The organism is Treponema sp. C6A8 (genome assembly GCF_000619925.1).
Lineage (GTDB): Bacteria > Spirochaetota > Spirochaetia > Treponematales > Treponemataceae > Treponema_D.
Genome location: NZ_JHVB01000001.1, coordinates 33,081 through 51,936, shown reverse-complemented (window position 1 = coordinate 51,936; position 18,856 = coordinate 33,081). Strand labels below are relative to the sequence as shown.

At 41.8% G+C, this 18,856-nt stretch carries 12 protein-coding genes; 3 read left to right on the top strand and 9 right to left on the bottom strand.

The window, feature by feature from the left end; translation table 11 throughout:
* Nucleotide 1: 1 nt before the first annotated feature.
* Both T530_RS0100220 and T530_RS0100215 read right to left on the bottom strand, forming a co-directional pair.
* Complete coding sequence (locus T530_RS0100220) at nucleotides 2–562, bottom strand: hypothetical protein (protein ID WP_027727273.1); 561 nt, start codon at nucleotides 560–562, stop codon at nucleotides 2–4.
* 12 nt (nucleotides 563–574) lie between these two features.
* Nucleotides 575–1,798, bottom strand: coding sequence for a hypothetical protein (locus T530_RS0100215; protein WP_027727272.1), 1,224 nt, complete (start codon nucleotides 1,796–1,798; stop codon nucleotides 575–577).
* 63 nt (nucleotides 1,799–1,861) lie between these two features.
* Here T530_RS0100215 and lepB point away from each other — a divergent pair, with 63 nt between their 5' ends.
* Nucleotides 1,862–3,592 (top strand): signal peptidase I, encoded by a 1,731-nt coding sequence (gene lepB / locus T530_RS0100210; RefSeq protein WP_051537677.1) that lies wholly within the window; start codon nucleotides 1,862–1,864, stop codon nucleotides 3,590–3,592.
* A gap of 141 nt (nucleotides 3,593–3,733) precedes the next feature.
* Here the strand turns inward: lepB and secA are convergent, their stop codons facing one another.
* From secA to T530_RS0100180, 6 genes are all read right to left on the bottom strand, one after another.
* Complete coding sequence (secA, locus tag T530_RS0100205; RefSeq protein ID WP_027727270.1) at nucleotides 3,734–6,556, bottom strand: preprotein translocase subunit SecA; 2,823 nt, start codon at nucleotides 6,554–6,556, stop codon at nucleotides 3,734–3,736.
* A gap of 45 nt (nucleotides 6,557–6,601) precedes the next feature.
* Complete coding sequence (locus tag T530_RS0100200; RefSeq protein WP_038073188.1) at nucleotides 6,602–6,886, bottom strand: PTS transporter subunit EIIB; 285 nt, start codon at nucleotides 6,884–6,886, stop codon at nucleotides 6,602–6,604.
* Nucleotides 6,883–7,725 carry a BglG family transcription antiterminator LicT gene (gene licT / locus T530_RS0100195; protein WP_027727268.1) on the bottom strand — a complete coding sequence of 281 codons (843 nt, stop codon included), beginning with the start codon at nucleotides 7,723–7,725 and terminating at the stop codon, nucleotides 6,883–6,885. Before licT ends, T530_RS0100200 begins: the two co-directional genes overlap by 4 nt.
* 21 nt (nucleotides 7,726–7,746) lie before the next feature.
* Nucleotides 7,747–8,553, bottom strand: a complete 807-nt coding sequence (locus tag T530_RS0100190) for a Cof-type HAD-IIB family hydrolase (protein WP_027727267.1) — start codon at nucleotides 8,551–8,553, stop codon at nucleotides 7,747–7,749.
* Nucleotides 8,554–8,565: 12 nt separating this feature from the next.
* On the bottom strand, nucleotides 8,566–10,002 hold the full coding sequence (locus tag T530_RS0100185) for a 6-phospho-beta-glucosidase (protein WP_027727266.1): 1,437 nt from the start codon (nucleotides 10,000–10,002) through the stop codon (nucleotides 8,566–8,568).
* Between the two features lie 100 nt (nucleotides 10,003–10,102).
* Nucleotides 10,103–12,019 (bottom strand): glucose PTS transporter subunit IIA, encoded by a 1,917-nt coding sequence (locus T530_RS0100180; protein WP_027727265.1) that lies wholly within the window; start codon nucleotides 12,017–12,019, stop codon nucleotides 10,103–10,105.
* 346 nt (nucleotides 12,020–12,365) lie between these two features.
* On the opposite strand from T530_RS0100180, the gene ptsP reads away from it, so the two are divergent.
* Together ptsP and T530_RS0100170 are read left to right on the top strand one after the other, a co-directional pair.
* Nucleotides 12,366–13,979 (top strand): phosphoenolpyruvate--protein phosphotransferase, encoded by a 1,614-nt coding sequence (gene ptsP / locus T530_RS0100175; protein ID WP_027727264.1) that lies wholly within the window; start codon nucleotides 12,366–12,368, stop codon nucleotides 13,977–13,979.
* Between the two features lie 14 nt (nucleotides 13,980–13,993).
* Complete coding sequence (locus T530_RS0100170) at nucleotides 13,994–14,251, top strand: HPr family phosphocarrier protein (protein ID WP_027727263.1); 258 nt, start codon at nucleotides 13,994–13,996, stop codon at nucleotides 14,249–14,251.
* A gap of 140 nt (nucleotides 14,252–14,391) precedes the next feature.
* On the opposite strand, the gene T530_RS0100165 is transcribed toward T530_RS0100170, so the two are convergent.
* Nucleotides 14,392–18,849, bottom strand: a complete 4,458-nt coding sequence (locus T530_RS0100165) for a hypothetical protein (protein WP_027727262.1) — start codon at nucleotides 18,847–18,849, stop codon at nucleotides 14,392–14,394.
* Nucleotides 18,850–18,856: the final 7 nt, after the last annotated feature.

Genomic DNA, 18,856 nt, shown 5'->3' with positions numbered 1-18,856 from the left:
CTTACCTCTTTACAGGAGTTGAAAGTTCCTTTTCTTCTCCGTCAACCGACACAAGTGCGTCTACTCTTATAATATCATAATCCATAAGTTTTGTGCGTAAAAAAAGCTCGCCGCCTGCTTCCAGGCTTCCATAATCTTTTTCACTTTCCCAGGCAAGCTGTTTATCTGCATTTATGGCCTGATATTTTACCTGAATCTGGGCGGGCTCATTTCTTTTTGACCTTGGATTTGGCGAAAATTTGCAGCTTGCATAAATCGTATCATCATAGGAAAAAGCAGTCAGCTGACAGTCAATTCCCTGGATTTTGGCATAATTTCTGGAACGGTTAAAGCCCGTATAAATCCAGGCAACGCCAACAAAAAAAACAAGGGCAAGAAGGATGTAGAGATTTGCCTTATTTTTATAAAGGGCCTGAAAACCACGTAAGGGCTTCATCTTGCCCGCATAATAATCCTTCACAATCTGAGGGGCATTTTTGATTCGCTCTTCGTGATTATAAAAAAAGTGATATTCTTTTTTTTCCCGCTCTGGATCAAGGATTTCCTTTACGTCTTCGAACAAAGCCCGCCCCCGCTAGTTTTTCAAAATCGATTCAATCAAACTGTCAGTTCTGTACCAGACAACGCGGGCATTTTCTTTTTCAAGATAAAGGGCAGTAATAATTCCGTTTGGCGAAAGAGCCAGAGAATCATAAAGAATAGAATTGTGGTCAGCTGTAAAGTGCCGTCTCAAAATTTTCTGATTTTCGCTCTGAACCATCTGAATTGTAAAACCGTCATCATTTTTTATGATAAAGAATTTCCAGCCCGATTTTGTAACACCAAGGAAATCATAAGGGATTTTATAGGTAAGGCGGCTGTAATCTGCTACTACAGATTCCTCATAAGGCGGAATTGAAACAGGCTCACCGAATTTACTTTGTTCGATATCAAGAGGGAAAAGCAGGGTCTGAACATAATTGATTCCAGACTGTACCTTTGATTCTTCATCTATATAATTTGAATAATAATCAACCTTGGCATACAAAAAGTTTGAAGTCAAATCTGGAATTACGTTATCAATAGTAACAAAATATTCCGGAAGATCTTCTGAACTGTCAGGCTTTGGAAGCGATTTTTCAGAAAGCGGAATCTTATATTTCAAAAAGCAGTCTGTCGCAAACCAGTAAACCAGAACACCGTCAGAAGAATTGCAGACAACAACAAGCTCGTCCTTTTCTGTAGTGTAGATATTCTTTATGAATGGAAATGGAATTCCGCCAGGTCCCTGCTGACCAAGATATTCAACCGAAGAACCGTTTCGGGCAATTCGCAGAACTGTCTGGCTGAAAAGATTTGAACCGTCTTCACTCTGTTCCTGGCGGTCACGAGGCATGGAACATACAAGATAGATATTTTTCTGAGAATCGACAGCAATTTTTCCTTCATAATTAAAGGGATAGGAAATTTCATAGTGAATGCTCTGGGCGTCACGTTTTGAGTTTTTCAAAAGAGCGCTGATTTCAGAATCTTCATTATAGTAAAGAGTCAAAAGATCGCCGTAAGAGTTCAGCTCCATTACTTTTTTTGCATCGCCGTTACTAATATAGAAAAAACCGTCTCGCATGAAAACGCCGTAACGAACGCCGCCCACACCGTTCAAGTCTTTAATTCCAAGCTGCTCTTCAAAATTACCATAAGGAACCGTAAAAAGCTGATTTTCATTAATGGATTCAATGCTTTCTGAACGGAAACAGCCTGTAAAAGTAAAAGCTGCGGCAAAAACTACGCTTGCAAAAACGGCAAAACTCTTTTTCATAAGAAATATTATCTACGAATTTTAGGGATTTTTCAATGCAGAGTTTTGTGATATAGTTTTTGCATGAATAAAGAATTTGAATCATTTAAAAAGCTTTCGTGCATTCAGCTTGCCTGCGCTGCACTTTTTACCCTTCTTTTGATTAATTTTTCATTTGATATTTCACTGCTTGCCTTCCCTATGGCGCTTGCCTTTACAGGAATTCTTGCATTTCTTCTATATAATAAGATTTTTATAGAAACTGATGGCGGCAAGGCAGTTGCAGTATTAAAGCTGATTCAATATCTGCCTTATTTTCTTTTAATCTGCTTCATTTTGCGTAGAGCAGGTAAAAACGGAACACCATACGTATTAGATTTAGTCACAGTGCTTTTGTGGGCCGCCATTTTTGTTACAAGCCTTATGCTTTCTAACAAAATGAATGAAAAGCACATCAAAAAACTTACAGAAAACTGGAAAATCAAGCCGGACTTCAAAAAGCCTAAGGGCGCCGGCCGTATTGCCTACGAAGTTATCGACTGGGTAGATGCCCTTATCTGGGCGATTTTTACCGTAATGCTTTTTCAGATTTTTGTTTTCCAGCTTTACGAAATTCCATCTGAATCAATGGTTCCGACCTTTTTGATTAAAGACCGGGTAATTGTTTCTAAAATCGACTGCGGACCAAAGTTCCCGCTTACAAATATCGGACTTCCTGACTTCAGAAAATACAAGCGGGGCCAGACAATTGTCCTCAGAAATCCTCACTACAGTCTTGACCGTAAAAGTGAAGTAAAAACTGTTACCAGCCAGCTGATTTACATGCTGACCTTTATGACTGTAAACCTCAACCGCGATGAAGACGGAGAGCTTAAAGCAGACCCTCTTGTAAAGCGTATCTGCGGTGTTCCGGGCGAACAGCTTGTAATGCAGGACGGAAAGCTTTATGCCCGTACAAAAAATCACGATTTTGAAGAAGTAACTCTTGATAATAAATTTGCTACATGGAATCTCAATGACTTGCAGCCGGGCATTAAAAAGAAGGTTCAGACCTTCCCTCTTTCTGCTTCTGAATACGAAGAAATGCTTAATTTTGAGGAATACCGCCGCAATTACGATTTAACCGTTGCTGAATTCCGGGCAAATGAAATTGTAAGAAATCTGCAGCGTCTTACAGGCAGTGAAGCAGCAGCCAAAATTAAATCTTCAGAAGAATTTAAGGCTCCTTCCCTCTTTGAATATAAGCTTTTTTCAAATGCAAGTGAAATTGCCTATAACATCATCACAAAAAAAGATGGCCTTAAATGGTTCAGTGATTTTATGACTTCCTGGACTGGGGCTAAAAATAAGGAGCGCGACCTTTATGCTGAGGCAAATTACAGACTGAACGTTATGGCAAAAATCGTCTTTGGAAATATAGTTTTGCGTACTGCAGAATTACAGTTCAGCAATGCCGGAAAAGAACTTTGGGAAAAAGACAGCCTGCTTTCAGAAAACTATGAGCTTGCCCAGAAACTCAACTGGTATATTCAGAGCCTTCTTGATGAACGCAATATGCCTCTTTTCCCTGCAAATGATGAAAACGGAAATGCCCAGTATATTCCGGCAAACTGCTACTTTATGATGGGTGATAACCGCTTTAATTCCCTGGACTTGCGCCACTCATACGAGCAGACAGAAAAGCCTCTTACTCCAGATGACAAAAATGCCATCACCTATTACTCGATGATGGCGCCACAGTATGTAAACAAGCGCTATATTATCGGAAAACCTGTGTATAGATTCTGGCCGGCAACCAGACGTGGTAAGGTCTAGGTTATAGGTGACAGGTTATAGGTATTAGGGGAAAAAATTAGCCGCAGATAAACACAGATGAGACACAGATAAAAAATAGTATCTGTGAAAATCTGTGTCCCATCTGTGGCTATTTATTTATGGGACATTATCCTTATTGTACTAACGGCCGTGGCAGTTCTTAAACTTTTTACCGCTTCCGCAAGGACAAGGATCGTTGCGGCCTACCTTTGGCATTGTGCGGCGGACAGTTACGTTGTCACCCTGAGAGCGGGCGTTAGTTGCAGAACCGGCAGCCTGGGCGCGGGCCTGAGCACCGCTGAAATTCTGGCGGGCAGCACTTGCAGCCTGAGCCTGAGCGGCCTGACTTCCCATGCTCTGAGCCTCGTTGTGCTGGGCATTTGCAGCTGCAGCCTGAGCCTCTGCCATGCGGCGGCGCTGTTCAGCAGCTTCAGGTGAAAGCTGAATGCGTACTTTGAATACGCGGCTCATTACTGTATTGCGGATTGAATCCAGCATTTCGTAGAAAATATCAAAACCGTCGTTTTTGTATTCTGTAAGAGGGTTCTTTGAACCGTAAGCACGGAGAGAAACTGCCTCGCGCAAGCCTTCAAGAGTTTCAAGCTGATCAAGCCACTTTTTATCAATAATCTGAACATACTGGTAGCGAATGAACATATTGAGGTTTTCTTTTCCGGCAAGTGTTTCCTTTTCTGTAATATCGTTCTGAAGGGCTGCAATTACAGCCTCTTTAGAAACGCGCTCTGCAGGAAGCTGGAAACCAAAGTAGTTTCTGAGCTTTTCGTTCAAATTGTTCAAAGGAGCATTTGAATGCTTGTCGTGTTTTACAGCATCTTCGTATTCGTCGAACAAATCTTCAACGACATCTTTTGCGTTGTTCATTACGCGCTCAGAAAGATTGTCGTCTGCAAGGATGTCATCACGCTGCATGTAGATAACGCTTCTCTGCTCGTTCAAAACATCATCATAGTCAAGAAGGTGTTTACGGATTTCAAAGTTGCGGTCTTCTACTTTAGACTGGGCCTTTTCAATACCCTTGTTCAGCCATGGATGATCGATTGGTTCACCAGGTTCCATACCGATTCTCTGCATCATAAGCTTCATGCGTTCGCCGCCGAAGAGGCGCATCAAATCATCATCCATAGAGATGAAGAAGCGGGAACGTCCAGGGTCCCCCTGACGGCCGGAACGACCGCGGAGCTGGTTATCAATACGGCGTGATTCATGGCGTTCAGAACCGATTACATAAAGACCACCGAGGGCTTTTACTTCCTCGTAATCCTTTTTCCAGTTTTCCTTTTCAATTGCAAGAGCTTCCTTGTACTGCTCTTCTGTAGCATTTGTGCCGGCGCGCTTTCTAGCGCGGAATTCAGGGCTGCCGCCAAGTTTAATATCTGTACCACGACCAGCCATGTTAGTTGCGATTGTTACAGCGCCTTTTGCACCGGCTTCTGCAATAATCATAGCTTCGCGGGCATGGTTTTTAGCGTTCAAAACTTCGTGGCGGACACCTTTGCGGGTAAGCAAAGCAGAAAGATGCTCAGATTTTTCTACAGAAACTGTACCGACAAGAATTGGCTGACCTTTTGCATGGGCTTCTGCAATTTCCTTAGCAATTGCTTCCCACTTATCTTCTTCATTCAGGTAAACAAGGTCGTTTTCATCAACGCGGGCAACCGGCTTATTTGTTGGAATTGCTACTACATCCAGATGATAGATGTTATTAAATTCAACAGCTTCTGTTGCGGCAGTACCAGTCATTCCGGAAAGCTTGTTGTACATACGGAAGAAGTTCTGGAATGTGATTGTAGCCATTGTGCGGTTGCGCTGAGCAATTCTGATGTGCTCTTTTGCTTCGATTGCCTGATGAAGCCCGTCTGAATAGCGGCGGCCTTCAAGAACACGTCCTGTAAATTCATCTACAATCTGAACCTGTCCGTCTTTTACGATGTAATCAACGTTATTGTGGAACAAAAGATGGGCACGCAGAGCCTGAGTAAAGTAATGTGTATACTCAAAGTTTTCTTCATCTTCCAGGGCACCAGTAATCAGATTGTGCTTGTGAAGGATTTCGTTGATGTGAAGCATACCCTTGTCGGTAAATGACACGCGCTTTGATTTTTCATCAAGAGTGTAGTCACCTTCGATTTTTGCACGCTCTTCCGGCTCCATCTGAGTTTCATCAGGATATTCGCCGGTTTTAGGGTCCTTTTCTACTTCTTTAAGTTCGCCTACATATTTATCAACTTCGTGGAATTTGTAAGTATCATCTTCGCCTGCTCCGGAAATAATAAGAGGAGTTCTGGCTTCATCAATCAAGATAGAGTCGATTTCGTCGACGATACAATAGTTGAATCCGCGCTGAACCTTGTCTTTAAGGTCGATTTTCATGTTATCGCGAAGGTAGTCAAAACCGAATTCGTTGTTTGTACCGTAAGTAATGTCGCAGGCATAAGCAGCCTTGCGGGCTTCTGTATCCATATTTGAAAGGATTGCGCCGACTGTCTGGCCAAGATAGCTGAATACAGGACGCATTGTATTGGCATCGCGTTCTGCAAGATAATCGTTTACTGTTACAACGTGAACGCCCTTTCCTTCCAGAGAGTTCAAATAAGCTGGAGCAACGGCAACAAGAGTTTTACCTTCACCAGTCTTCATTTCAGTAATTTTACCCTGATGAAGATTGATAGAACCCATTACCTGAACGTCAAAAGCACGCTCACCGCGGATACGGAAGGCAGCTTCACGAACCAGGGCAAAGGCTTCCGGAAGAATATCATCAAGTGTCTCACCCTTAGCAAGACGTTCTTTAAATTTCTTAGTCTCTTCTGGGAACTCCTCCGGCTTAAGACTTTTTGCCCATTCCTCTTTTGCATTTACAGCCGCCAAAATCGGGCGGAGGGCTTTTACATCACGGTCATTCTGAGAGCCGAAGATTGCAGTAAGAATTTTATCCAATAACATTTTTATATCCTTATGTTGTTTTCAAAAGATAGGTATAATATTTTACTATATAATAGAAGTTTTGTCATTGTAAAAACCCAGATGTTTATTCAAATCTTTTGTAATCTGGACTGCTTCTACGCCGATTATCAGCTGAATTTCATCCCCGCGAATCAAAATCCCCTTCACCATCGGAAGTTTTCCCAGCCGCGCCTTCGTTTCTTCTGTAATTTTTTCAAGGTCGCGAACCTGAATGTGAACCCGTGTAAAACAGTTAATTATGCGGACAATGTTTTTTGTGCCCCCCACAAGCATTCCCGCGGTGAGGCAGACAGTGGAAGACCACATCATTTAGCTCCGCACTCTTCGTGAAGGCGGTTTACGTGAATCATAAGATAGGTTCTTTCTTCGCGGTTTACGTTGTGGTTGTATTTGTCCAAAACCCAGCGGGAGATTTTTTCAACACAGGAACGGGCCTTTGGATAGGCGTTTGATACTGAATCATAAAGAGGAGAATCCTTGTCTTCGCTTTCCTTGCCGGTCATAAGTCGCTGGGCAAAAAAGGAAAGATGGGTCAAAAAGCGCTGCCATGAAACTGATGATTCGCTGACAGGATTTAAAAGAGAGTCTTTTGCAATATTACTGATTTCCTGAACAAAATTCAGAACACCGCTGAATTCCATTTCAGAATTTCCAAGTTCTGCGGTTACAAAGTGCATGGTAAAAAATGCCGCTTCATCAGTTGAAAGCTGAATGCCAGTTTCATCCTTGATAATTTTTATGGCATCACTTCCCATCTGAAATTCTTTCGGATAAAAAGTCTTGATTGAACTTGTAAGAGGATTTGTAACTGAAATATTAGAACGCATACGCTCAAGGGCGCCGCTCAAATGGTCTGTAAGGGTGATGTAGATGCTGTCGTCAAATTCTTTTGAGGCCGAAACCTGTGCATGAGAAATGATTTTTTCTGCAAGAAAAACATCTTCCATAGGAATATCTTTAATAAACTTCTGGAAACGGCTGCTTTTTTCTTCTGTCTGAAGGACAAAAGTCTTTTCGATTTTTCCTTCATCAAGCTCGTTGCCGGCCTTCTGCTGAAAGGCAATTCCACGGCCCATGGCGATTGTTTCTTTTCCGTCTTTTCCGGCGCAGACAACAGCGTTATTGTTTAAAACCTTTAAAATCTTCATCACAAAACCTACAAAACCATTTTAATCTAATAAACCTAATTTTTCAAAAGCTTTATATAAGCCGTCATTTTCTATATCATCTGCAATAAAATCGGCAGCGTCTTTCAGCTCCTTTTCGGCATTTCCCATTGCAACACCGGTTCCGCTGAATTTTATCATTGAAAGGTCGCCCCGGGTATCACCAAAAGCACAGGTATCTTCGATATTAACGCCAAGCCTTTCTGCCATAAAGCGGACGCCTTCTGCCTTGCTGGCTTCTTTCAGGGTAATTTCTCCCATTCCTTTGTCATCACCTAAAAATGACCAGTGATTTATCTGAAATTCCTCTCCGAATTCTTTTTTCAGCTTTTCATAGGCGCCGGGCTTTGTGATAAAGTTGATTTTAGCGACGCCGTCATAGGAAAGGTCGGATTCTTTGATTGAAGGAAAACCTTTTTTAAGGTCTCGCAAAGCCTTATCGCCGAATTTTTGAGCCATCTGTTCAAAATAAAGGCTTACGGCTTTTACAGATTTCTGTCCTTCAAAGAAAAATCCCACCTTTTCTGCCAGAAGGCATTCCGCAAGGCGTTTTACCCCCTCTTCAGGAATATCCTTCTGGTAGAGTTTCTGATTATTTTCTTCGATGTAGAGCGAGTTTGAACAGATTATGCCGTCAAAGCCAATATCTGTAAGCTCCTTGTGTACCTCGCATCTGCAGCGTCCGGTATTAAGAAAAACCTTATGTCCTTTTTTCTGAGCGCTTTTTACTGCCTCAAGAGCCGAAGCCGGAGGCATATAACCGCCGAAAGGAATAAGTGTTCCGTCTACATCTAAGAAAATAAGTTTCATAAAAAAAATGTCCTATAAATTTTCACCGTTTGAGGCAATAACTTCCTTATACCATTCAAACGATTTCTTTTTAGAGCGCGAAAGATCTCCGCCGCCCTGATCGTCTTTATTTACACGGATAAAGCCGTAGCGTTTTTTCATTTCGCCGGTACTTGCGCTTACAATATCAATCGGGCCCCACATAGTATAGCCCATAAGAGGAATTCCGTCTTCTACAACGGCTTTTTCCATTTCCAGGATGTGGGCGCTCATATAGGCAACACGGTCGTCATCAATTACGCTGCCGTCTGACTCCACCTTATCATTGGTACCAAGTCCGTTTTCTACTATGAAAAGCGGCTTCTGATAGCGGTCATAAAGCACGTTCATTGTGATTCTCAAGCCCTGAGGGTCAATCAGCCAGCCCCAGTCAGATGCCTTGAGGTGAGGATTTTTAATTCCAATGATGATTGCGTTTCCTGTCGTGCGGTCAGCAGGAGTATCCGGATGGGCACTTACACGGCTTGAATAGTAACTGAAGCTGATAAAGTCAACGGTTCCTTCCTTAAGGATTTTTTCATCGCCTGCAAGAAGAGGAATCTTAATTCCCTTTCGCTCAAGCTCTTTTTTTGCATAGCATGGGTATTCACCCCGGCTCTGAACGTCAATAAAGAAGTAATTTTTGCGGTCATCACAAACAGAAGCCCACATATCTTCCGGACGGCAGGAATATGGATAGAACTGACCGGCAGCCAGCATACAGCCAACCTTCATTTTTGGATTTACTTCGTGAGCAATCTTTACGGCAAGGGCGCTGGCAAGCAGTTCGTGGTGAGCGGCTGTGTATTTTACAGTATCTTCATCTTCGCCTTCTTCAAAAAGGATTCCGGCACCCATAAAAGGAAGATGGAGAAGCATATTAATTTCGTTGAAAGTAAGCCAGTATTTTACCTTATCCTTATAGCGGGTAAGAACAGTTCTTGCATAACGCTCAAAGCAGTTTACCATTTCGCGGTTTTTCCAGCTTCCAAACTTTTTGATAAGACCAACCGGCGCATCAAAGTGAACCAGAGTTACAAGTGGCTCAATTCCGTATTTATGGCACTCATCAAAAAGGTCATCATAGAATTTTAAGCCTGCTTCATTAGGCTCTTTCTCATCACCATTTGGAAAAATTCTTGTCCACGCAATGGAAAGACGGTAGCACTTAAAGCCCATTTCAGCAAAAAGCCTGATGTCTTCCTTATAATGATGGTACATATCAATTGCTTCATGACTCGGATAGAGATGTTCTGAGTCACATTCCAGCATGCGCATTTTTCCTGCCATTACAGGAAAGCGGCCTTTTCCATAAGGGATAAGGTCTACGTTTGCAAGACCTCGTCCGCCTTCCTGCCAGGCGCCTTCACACTGGTTAGCGGCTGTAGCGCCGCCCCACAAAAAGCCCTCGGGCATTTTATATCCTTTCATAAAATATTCTCCCATTCAAATTAGCCACAGATACACACAGATAAGACACAGATAAAAATAATCTGCGATAATCTGTGTCCCATCTGTGGCTATAGAATTTTTACATATTTGAAGCTGCAATCAGCGCGTCGCCTGCAGCAACATTTGCCCCGACCTCAGCCAGGACATCTACGTTTGCATAGTTGTCTGCATTACTGATGATTACCGGAGTTGTGATATCGTAACCGGCAGCCTTAATTGCATCAATATCAAATACCAGAAGCTCATCGCCTTTACTTACCTTCTGGCCTTCGCTTACCTTTGCAGTAAAGTTCTTTCCGCCAAGCTCAACAGTGTTCATTCCCACGTGAATAAGAATGTCAGCGCCGCCTGCACTTGTAAGCCCGATTGCATGCTTTGTATCAGGAAGAACTGAAACAGTTCCGTCACAAGGAGCCTTTACTACGCCCACAGAAGGAAGAATTGCGCAGCCCTTACCAAGAGTCTGGCTTGCAAAAGCTTCGTCCTTTACAGAAGTAAGTTCAACAACTTTTCCAGACAAAGGTGAATCAACATTTACGCTTGAAGCATCAGCCTTTACAGCCTGTTTTTTTGCAGGAGCGCCGTCTTTATAGAAAATCAATTCAGAAATCATTCCGACTACAACACAAATCAAAGAAACAACAATTGCAATAACCATTTTTGAAACGCTTCCTTCTGCAAGACCGTATTTAGCAGAAGCAGCAGTTCCGATGTAAGCAGGATATCCGAATACGCCCATTCCGGCCATACCTGTTCCAACAACGCCGAGAGCACACAAAACAGCACCGGCTACAGCGGCAATTCCACAGGTGCGGAAGAATGGAGCTTTTTTAGGCAAAGTAACACCGTAAATAGCTGGTTCAGTTACACCCGCAATACCAGAAATGATTGCAGGAGGACAAAGTGATTTAAGCTTCTGATCTTTTGTCTTAAGCATGATACCGATTACAGCACCAGTCTGGGCAAAAGTTGTTCCGAACATAGCAACAAGGATTGTATCTCCAGGTCCCTGTCCAGCGTTGAGCATTGTAAAGTTCAGTATTGCAAGAGGAACGAGTGACCAGTGAAGTCCAAACATTACTAAAATCTGCCAGAAGAAACCAATCAAAAGTCCTGTCAAAACAGGGCTGATTGCAGAAATTGTAGTAAAGAACTTTGAAAGAATTGTAGAAAGAAGTGATGAAACCGGGCCGATTACCCAGAAAGTAAGACAGCTTGTTACAATCAAAGTGATAAGAGGCACTGCAAAAATTTTGCAGGCATTAGGCACGTGGTCTTTGAAAAGTCTTTCAAACCAGGCAGCAAAGGCCACGGCACAAATGATTGGAATTACAGAACTTGTGTAACCTGCAGCTGGCCACAATACCGGAATATTGAAAAGACTCAAAGCGTCTTTTGCAAGGGCGCCGGCAGGAGCAAGGAATTTCAATTCCGGATAAGTAAGGATCAAACCAAGAGCAATTCCTTCAAGTTCAGGGAGCTTGAATTTTTTAGCTGCTGTGAAGCCAAGAATAACAGGCATAAAAAGGAAGGCTGAATCGCCGATTGCCATGAGGAAGTTATAGGTTCCTCCTGCAGGATTGAGCCAGCCGGTTGCGCTGCAGAGGGCAAGAATACCCTTTATGATACCGCAGGCAGAAAGTACGCCCAGGAAGGGAGTAAATACGCCGGTTACAATTCCAACAAAGGCGTTGAAAGCATTCTGTTTTTCTGCAGGGCCGTCAGACTGGATTTCTGCAAGATTTTCAAGATGACCGACAGAAATTACAGCGTCATAAACATCAGCTACGTGCTGACCGATTACAACCTGATACTGGCCGCCGGCTTTAAGGATATTAACGATTCCGTCTGTATCCTTAAGGATTTCTGTCTGAGCCTTGCTTTCGTCCTTAAGCTTAAAGCGAAGGCGGGTTACACAATGTGTTACACTGGAAATATTAGCTTTTCCACCAACATTCTGAATGATGATACGGGCAAGACCATCATATTTGTTCATATAGAACCTCCTGAAATGAAAAAAGGCAAAACCCATTACCCCTTTTCGTATGAAATTGGTAAAAAGTTTTGCCGGCTTTGTCCGTAACAATCTTTCTTAAATTACAAATTAATTATTGTGGCAGACCTTTATTTCTGTCAAATAATTTTTTGCTATATCAAAAATCTTTCAAAATCATTCAAAGTCCGTCAAATTTTTATAAAAATATCTTGCAGTCAAAATCTTCCCGTGCTAAAATAACATAAAAGCGTAAGTACGCATAAATTACCGGACTGTGACCTCGGTTGAAAATCAATCCCCGGGCAGAACTGGAAAAATACACCTCTTATTCAGGAGCACAGACGGTATGAAAAGGTATAATGGAAAATCAATTTACAAGGGCATTGCAATCGGCCCGGTAAAAATCTTAAAGAAAGTCGTTTACGACACAAGTCTTCATCCTATTGAAAACCCGGAAGCAGAAATTGAACGCTACAATAAGGCACGCGACACAGCGGTAGCCCAGCTTCAGGCAATTTACCAGAAAGCAAAAACAGAAGTCGGAGAAGAAGCCGCAGCAATTTTTGACGTGCAGTCCATGCTGATTGGCGATGATGATTTTACAGATTCAGTTTATTCATTAATCCGCGACGAAAAAGCAAACGCAGAATACGCAGTTTTCCAGAGCGGCGAAAGTATCAGTCAGATTTTTGCCGGAATGGAAGATGAATATATGAAGGCCCGCTCGGCAGATATTAAGGACATTGCCCGCCGCGTAGTTACAGTTCTTTGCGGCGGCGAAGATGAAAATGTTGATTCCGATGCTCCTGCCATTTTGTATGCAGATGACCTTACACCGGCAGAAACCGTAGCTCTTGATAAATCAAAAATCCTTGCCTTTGTAACAAAGTTCGGTTCTTCCCAGTCGCACACAGCCATTCTTGCCCGCACGATGAATATTCCTGCCATTACAGGCGTTGTAATTGATTCAGAATGGAACGGAAAAGAATGCATTGTAGACAGCTTTGCAGGCGAAGTAATTTTAGAGCCGGATGAGGAAACTCTTGCCGAAAAAACAAAGCTTCAGAAGGAAGCTCTTTCCAAACGAGAGCTTTTGCAGAATCTTAAAGGAAAAGAAAGCATCACCCTGGGCGGAAAGAAAATCAACCTTTATGCAAACATAGGCTCGGTTGCAGACGCAGATTTAGCCCTTGAAAATGATGCCGAAGGAATCGGTCTTTTCAGAAGTGAATTCCTTTACCTGGGCCGCCACACCTACCCGACCGAAGATGAACAGTTTGTAGCCTACAAAAACGTTGCAAAGAAGATGAACGGCAAAAAGGTGATTATCCGAACTCTTGATATTGGAGCAGACAAGCAGGCTGATTATTTTAAGCTTGATGAAGAAGAAAACCCTGCAATGGGCTTCCGAGCTATCCGCATCTGTCTTGACCGCCCGGACCTTTTCAAAACTCAGCTTCGTGCCATTTACCGTGCCAGCGCCTTTGGAAACCTTGCAATCATGTACCCTATGATTATCAGCGTGGACGAAGTTCGCCGCATTAAAAAAATCGCTTCGGATGTCTGCTATTCCCTCAACAAAGAAAACATTCCTTACGGAAATGTTGAACAGGGAATTATGATAGAAACCCCGGCCGCAGTTATGATGAGCGAAGAGCTTGCCCAGGAAGTAGATTTCTTTTCTATTGGAACAAACGACCTTACCCAGTACACGCTGGCAATCGACCGCCAGAACTCGCGGCTGGAAAGCTTTTATGACCCTCACCATCCGGCAGTTTTGCGCGAAATCCAGATGACAATAGAAAACGGCCACAAGCACGGCTGCTGGGTCGGAATCTGCGGAGAACTTGGCGCAGACCTTGAACTTACAGAGACCTTTATAAATATGGGAATTGACGAACTTTCAGTTTCGCCGTCACATATACTTGCCTTAAGAGACAGGATTAGAAATATAAAATAAGAGGAGACCCCCTAATGAAAACATTCGATTACACAATCACAGATTCACTTGGAATTCACGCTCGTCCGGGCGGAGAACTTGTAAAAGCAGCAAAACCTTTTGCTTCAAAAATCACTCTTACATGCAACGGAAAAACAGCCGATGCAAAACGCCTTATTGCCGTTATGAGTCTTGGCGCAAAACAGGGCCACGTAGTAAACGTCAGCGTAGAAGGCGACGACGAAGAAGCAGCTGCAGCCGCATTGGAAACTTTCTTCAAAGAAAATCTGTAAAATTTCTTTTCAAAAGGGGTATAAGCTGGTCAAGACTTATGCCCCTTATTTTTGCCGCCGCCTCATAAACCCTCTCAATTTCAGTTTACATAACCTTTAGATTTGACACAATGCCCCCTAAGCTACAGAAATAAAATCTTTTATTCAGTCCATTCAAACGAAACATTAACAATCATGCCACCGTACTCCCATCTTACAGAACTGTCACTGCTGCAGGCTGAATAGTAGGTTTCAAGCTCTTTCTGACCATCCGGCTTATCAAGAGTCAAAGTAACATCATAAGCCGACAGCATGTATTTATCAGCCGCTGTAGTCATAGGGTCTGTTCCAGGTTTATAATTATTTCCCCTTGTGTACTGCCGGCAATCTGTCTTAATAGTCCATTTTTTGTTCTTACTATCATATTTGATTACATAATCTTTCATAGTAAGAGGCTGATCAGGTCCTTCTGCAGTTTCATAGAAAATCTGTTTTTTAAGCCTGATATCCAGATCCTCATACTGGTCAAACTCAATTTCCCAGCTTTTTGGACTACATTCATCTTTATACTTTCGTCCATACCTGTACTGATCCTCAGAGAAGCTGGACCAGTTATATCTTCCCATATTTAATGAACGTGAAAAATCCGAAGTAACTTCACTAAGCTTTCCATTATTAAGCAGTTCAGAATTTGCACCAGTCATTTTAAAATTCCAGATATATTCAGGTTTACTCCAGAAGGCATTTGGATCCCAGGCAAGCCGCATCCAGTTCAGATAAACCTTGAATTTACCTTTTTTTGCATAACCAAACTCAACCTTGTCTTTCTTACAAATCCGTCTGATATAAAAATCATTACCAGTTCCAGAATATGCAAAGATTGCAATATTATAGTTCGTTCTCTGCTTAAAGCCTTTTACCATAAAGCGGCCTTTTTTCATATCATCAGCAGAAATAGAGGTTAGAAGTTCACTGCTTACAGGAGTTTCTTTTTCCGGATTTCTGAGCTCAGTAAGATCAGCTCCCTTCGGCAAAAAACCATCAGCAATCTCTGAGCTTGTAGCATAGAAAGCATATTTTACAGCTGTATCACTTCCATGTCTTGGTTCCTCATAAGAATTAAAAGCCGCTTCAAATGTAAGCCCTGTATCATAAGGCTTTGTATTGTAAGTAAAATTAGCCATATCAACATAAGGAGATTCAACAGGAAGAGTATAAGTTGTTTTTGATGCTCCGTCCGGTGCAAGAACCCTGATATAAATAAAGGTCTTGTTTCTTTTCAGTTCAATTCCATAAACAGGAATTGCCTTAAATTGATCATCAGCTGGAATGTTTTCAGGCATTTTTCCAGACAGAGATTCCACAATTGCGTAAGTAACCTTTGAAGTAACAAGAGTCGGAATGGCGGAAATCCAGATTTTTGAAGAACCCGCATTTGTCAGATTTCCAAATACAGCCGAACCTGATTTTGCAGCTGGAATCTTGTCTACCTTTTTAGCGGTTTGACCAAGTCCAAAAGCGTAGGACAAACTTCTTAAGCTTGAATCATCAAGTTTACGAGGAACAATCGGATTAGCATCTTCACCGTCATTCCAGCCATCTCCGTCAGTATCCGCAAGATTAGGACGGGTACTTATCATCTTGTTTAATACGTTTGCATGATCTTCACTATCTGTTTTTTTCCAGCTTCTGCCTGTTTTTTCAGATGGTGTCCAGCCGTAGATTTCTTCATAATCCGAAATTCCATCTCCATCAGAATCTTTAGAAGTATCTGAAGAGCCGTATTCCTTTTCAATTTTAAGAGGAACATTGTCACCGTCAGCATCAACATCATAGAAAATACCAAAAGATGTTTTTGCATCCACAGAAGTAATATCATTTAGTGTTTTTCCAGTGAGATTTGCCTTAGGGCCTGCAATTTTCATTTTCTGCACATCGCCGTCAAAGTAACGGTAATCAACATACCAGGAACCTTCCTTTTCTTTCGAAGCATTTGAAAGACCATAAATACTTTTTAAGATTCCGTTTTCAATTTTATAATTTCCTTCGCCAACACAAATATTTAAAAGATCCTGCAGAGTAACATCTTCATATATTGCCCCGGAAACTGTTCCTGAAGAAGACTTCTTAGGCTTATACTTTACCGCTACATTATAAATTTCAGGTTTTTTAGAAAGGTAAGTAGGGCCATAGTCAATTGAAATGCGGGAAGTAAGCTGATAAACACTGGTATAGGCATCTGTGAAGTCGGTTGTGCGTTTCTGAGTATCTTTTGAATTGATTGAAAATCCCGCAATACTTACTTCAAGACCGCTTGTATTACGCAAAAGTTCTTCATACTGCTGACGATTAAGTGTTACTTCGTAATTTATAATTCCAGAATATGAATGAGGCTGCAAAGTCATTGAAACAGAAGAATTCGTTTTCATTGAACCAAGAGGAACGTAAAGAGAAGCATTATCTCCAAAAGGAACACCAATCTGTTTTCTGAAGGCTTCAACAGCAAGACTGCCAATGGTATAGGCTATATCACTCGGGTTTTCAAATTTAAGTGCAAATTTTACAGAACCACCTGTAATAGAGCGGGACTCATTTGTAGTATTAACACGGCCGTTTGATACAGACTTTGAATAGCTTTCACTTTCGCCCTTTGAAAAGCTATAGCTGTCACTTCCATTCCAGGCACGGGAATAACCAAAGCCAGTATTGTATCCATGCTCAAGTTTTCCACCAGCAGGATTAACTTCCCACTTAGAATTCCAGGAAGCATTAACATTAGCTGTTCGTGAATAGCCGGATGTTTCAGAGTGAGTGGCATTGGTAGAATGTCCCATTGTTCCGCTTTCACTTCTTGTTATGCTGTCACTTAAAGTCTTACCATTTGTAGTGGTATAGTTATAAGAAAAATATGGGGCACTTTCAATTGTTACATTAAGCCGCGGAAGATCCGCAATAAGAGGATTAAAAGAGTTAGACTGTTTGTTCCAGGTTGTAATTTCATATTTATCATCCCAGCCGTCACCATCGGTATCACGGAGCCATGGGCTGGTTATTGTTACATAAACTTCTTCCCAGTTATAAAGACCGTCTCCGTCCGAGTCAACAGTTGATACATAAGGCTTATATTCACCGTAATTTTTATCCATGATGGCATTAGTTTTAGCAAGCCTTAAAACCTCATCCTGATACAATGCAATTTTACGAGTTTTTTCCTCATCAGTGTCTGCCGTTACTTTAGATGCATCAATTACAGGGATTGTCGTTGCGGGCATTTCAATCCAGACAGGATAGAGCGTAAGGTCACTTTCCGGACTAAAAGATGCACCGGCCTCAAAATTTTTATCCGGCTTAGTAGAGTTCTGAGTTTTTGTCCAGCCAAGAAGAATTTTTCCAGCCTGTCTGTCATCTTCATCCAGATCTTCAATTCCCCAAAGATTATAGGAATAACCATCATAAAGTGGCACTTCTTTGTCAGAAGTCAATTTATATGTCAAAGTCCATTTTTTAAGCCACTTTGCATAAAAAGCACAGTCCTTCATTGTTCCTTCAGAAACGCTTTCTGCCTGTACGCCAGAATAATCTGAACTTGTGTACCAGCCGTCAAAATCATATCCTGGTTTCTCAACATAAAAATATTCTGCTTTTTCTTCATTAGAAAGTGTATCCCAGGCATCTTTTGCGAGTGGAAGATTGATTTCTGATGAAAAGCGTGTAAAGGTCACTGGGAAAGTAGAGCCGGCAGAACCAGTAGGTGTTAATTCTGTGCTTCCGTCGCTGTCATAAAGTTTAAGATGAAAAAGACTTCCGACACTTTCAACTGTCTGTTCAGAAATACTAGTAAGGCCACCTGCAACTATTGCGTATTCCCTCCAGTAACCAATGCAGTTTTTCCACCAGGCTGATGTATCATCTGTTTTACGGAGATCATTATCCGAATAAAAGAAAAAAGTAACGCAGTACACACCGGCAGGAACATTATCTTTTGTAAAAGTATAATTTCCTCCGCTTTTTGTAAGCTTTTCTATAGAAGTTACATATTCTCCGTTTCCAGATTCCTGCTCACACGCAGCATATACTGATTTTATATCTTCTTCTTCAGTAGGATTGGCATAATTAAGCGTAATCTCTATTTTTCCGGAACCTGTTAATACAATATCACTTCTGCCAAGATAAAAGTTCAAAAGCCTTATGGTACCGTTTGCAAGAGTTACGTTTTTAATATTTGACTCATAGGAAACAGCTCCATCTTTTGATGCACGAAGATAAAAATCCCAGCTTCCGGCCTCAAGGGCAATAGAAGCGGAAGCCATCTTAGAATAAGCTGAAGGTGAAGATGAAGATGCTCCATCACTTGTCCATGAACCAAGAATTTTTTCTTCTGTACTGCCAGCCTTTTTTCCCTTAAGAATTATGTAAGTAAAAGCATTTCTTTCTGTAAGAACAGGAAGAGCTGTTCTGGAACCGTCATCATTGATTGCCGCAGAAATATATGTTTTTCCGTCAGACGAGACAGATTCTGTCTGCGAAGAAGTATCAAGAGGAGTATCAAGCATATTGTTGCAGGCAAAGAAAGAAAGTGAAAAAATAATTGATGATAATAAAAAAATCTTTTTAGTCATATGCTTC

Bases quoted from the DNA above. Each gene is read 5' to 3' on its own strand.
- lepB (WP_051537677.1), top strand. From the start codon at position 1,862: ATGAATAAAGAATTTGAATCATTTAAAAAGCTTTCGTGCATTCAGCTT.
- T530_RS0100190 (WP_027727267.1), bottom strand. From the start codon at position 8,553: ATGAAACTTATTTTCTTAGATGTAGACGGAACACTTATTCCTTTCGGC.
- ptsP (WP_027727264.1), top strand. From the start codon at position 12,366: ATGAAAAGGTATAATGGAAAATCAATTTACAAGGGCATTGCAATCGGC.
- licT (WP_027727268.1), bottom strand. From the start codon at position 7,725: ATGAAGATTTTAAAGGTTTTAAACAATAACGCTGTTGTCTGCGCCGGA.
- T530_RS0100180 (WP_027727265.1), bottom strand. From the start codon at position 12,019: ATGAACAAATATGATGGTCTTGCCCGTATCATCATTCAGAATGTTGGT.
- T530_RS0100215 (WP_027727272.1), bottom strand. From the start codon at position 1,798: ATGAAAAAGAGTTTTGCCGTTTTTGCAAGCGTAGTTTTTGCCGCAGCT.
- T530_RS0100165 (WP_027727262.1), bottom strand. From the start codon at position 18,849: ATGACTAAAAAGATTTTTTTATTATCATCAATTATTTTTTCACTTTCT.
- T530_RS0100200 (WP_038073188.1), bottom strand. From the start codon at position 6,886: ATGATGTGGTCTTCCACTGTCTGCCTCACCGCGGGAATGCTTGTGGGG.
- secA (WP_027727270.1), bottom strand. From the start codon at position 6,556: ATGTTATTGGATAAAATTCTTACTGCAATCTTCGGCTCTCAGAATGAC.
- T530_RS0100170 (WP_027727263.1), top strand. From the start codon at position 13,994: ATGAAAACATTCGATTACACAATCACAGATTCACTTGGAATTCACGCT.
- T530_RS0100185 (WP_027727266.1), bottom strand. From the start codon at position 10,002: ATGAAAGGATATAAAATGCCCGAGGGCTTTTTGTGGGGCGGCGCTACA.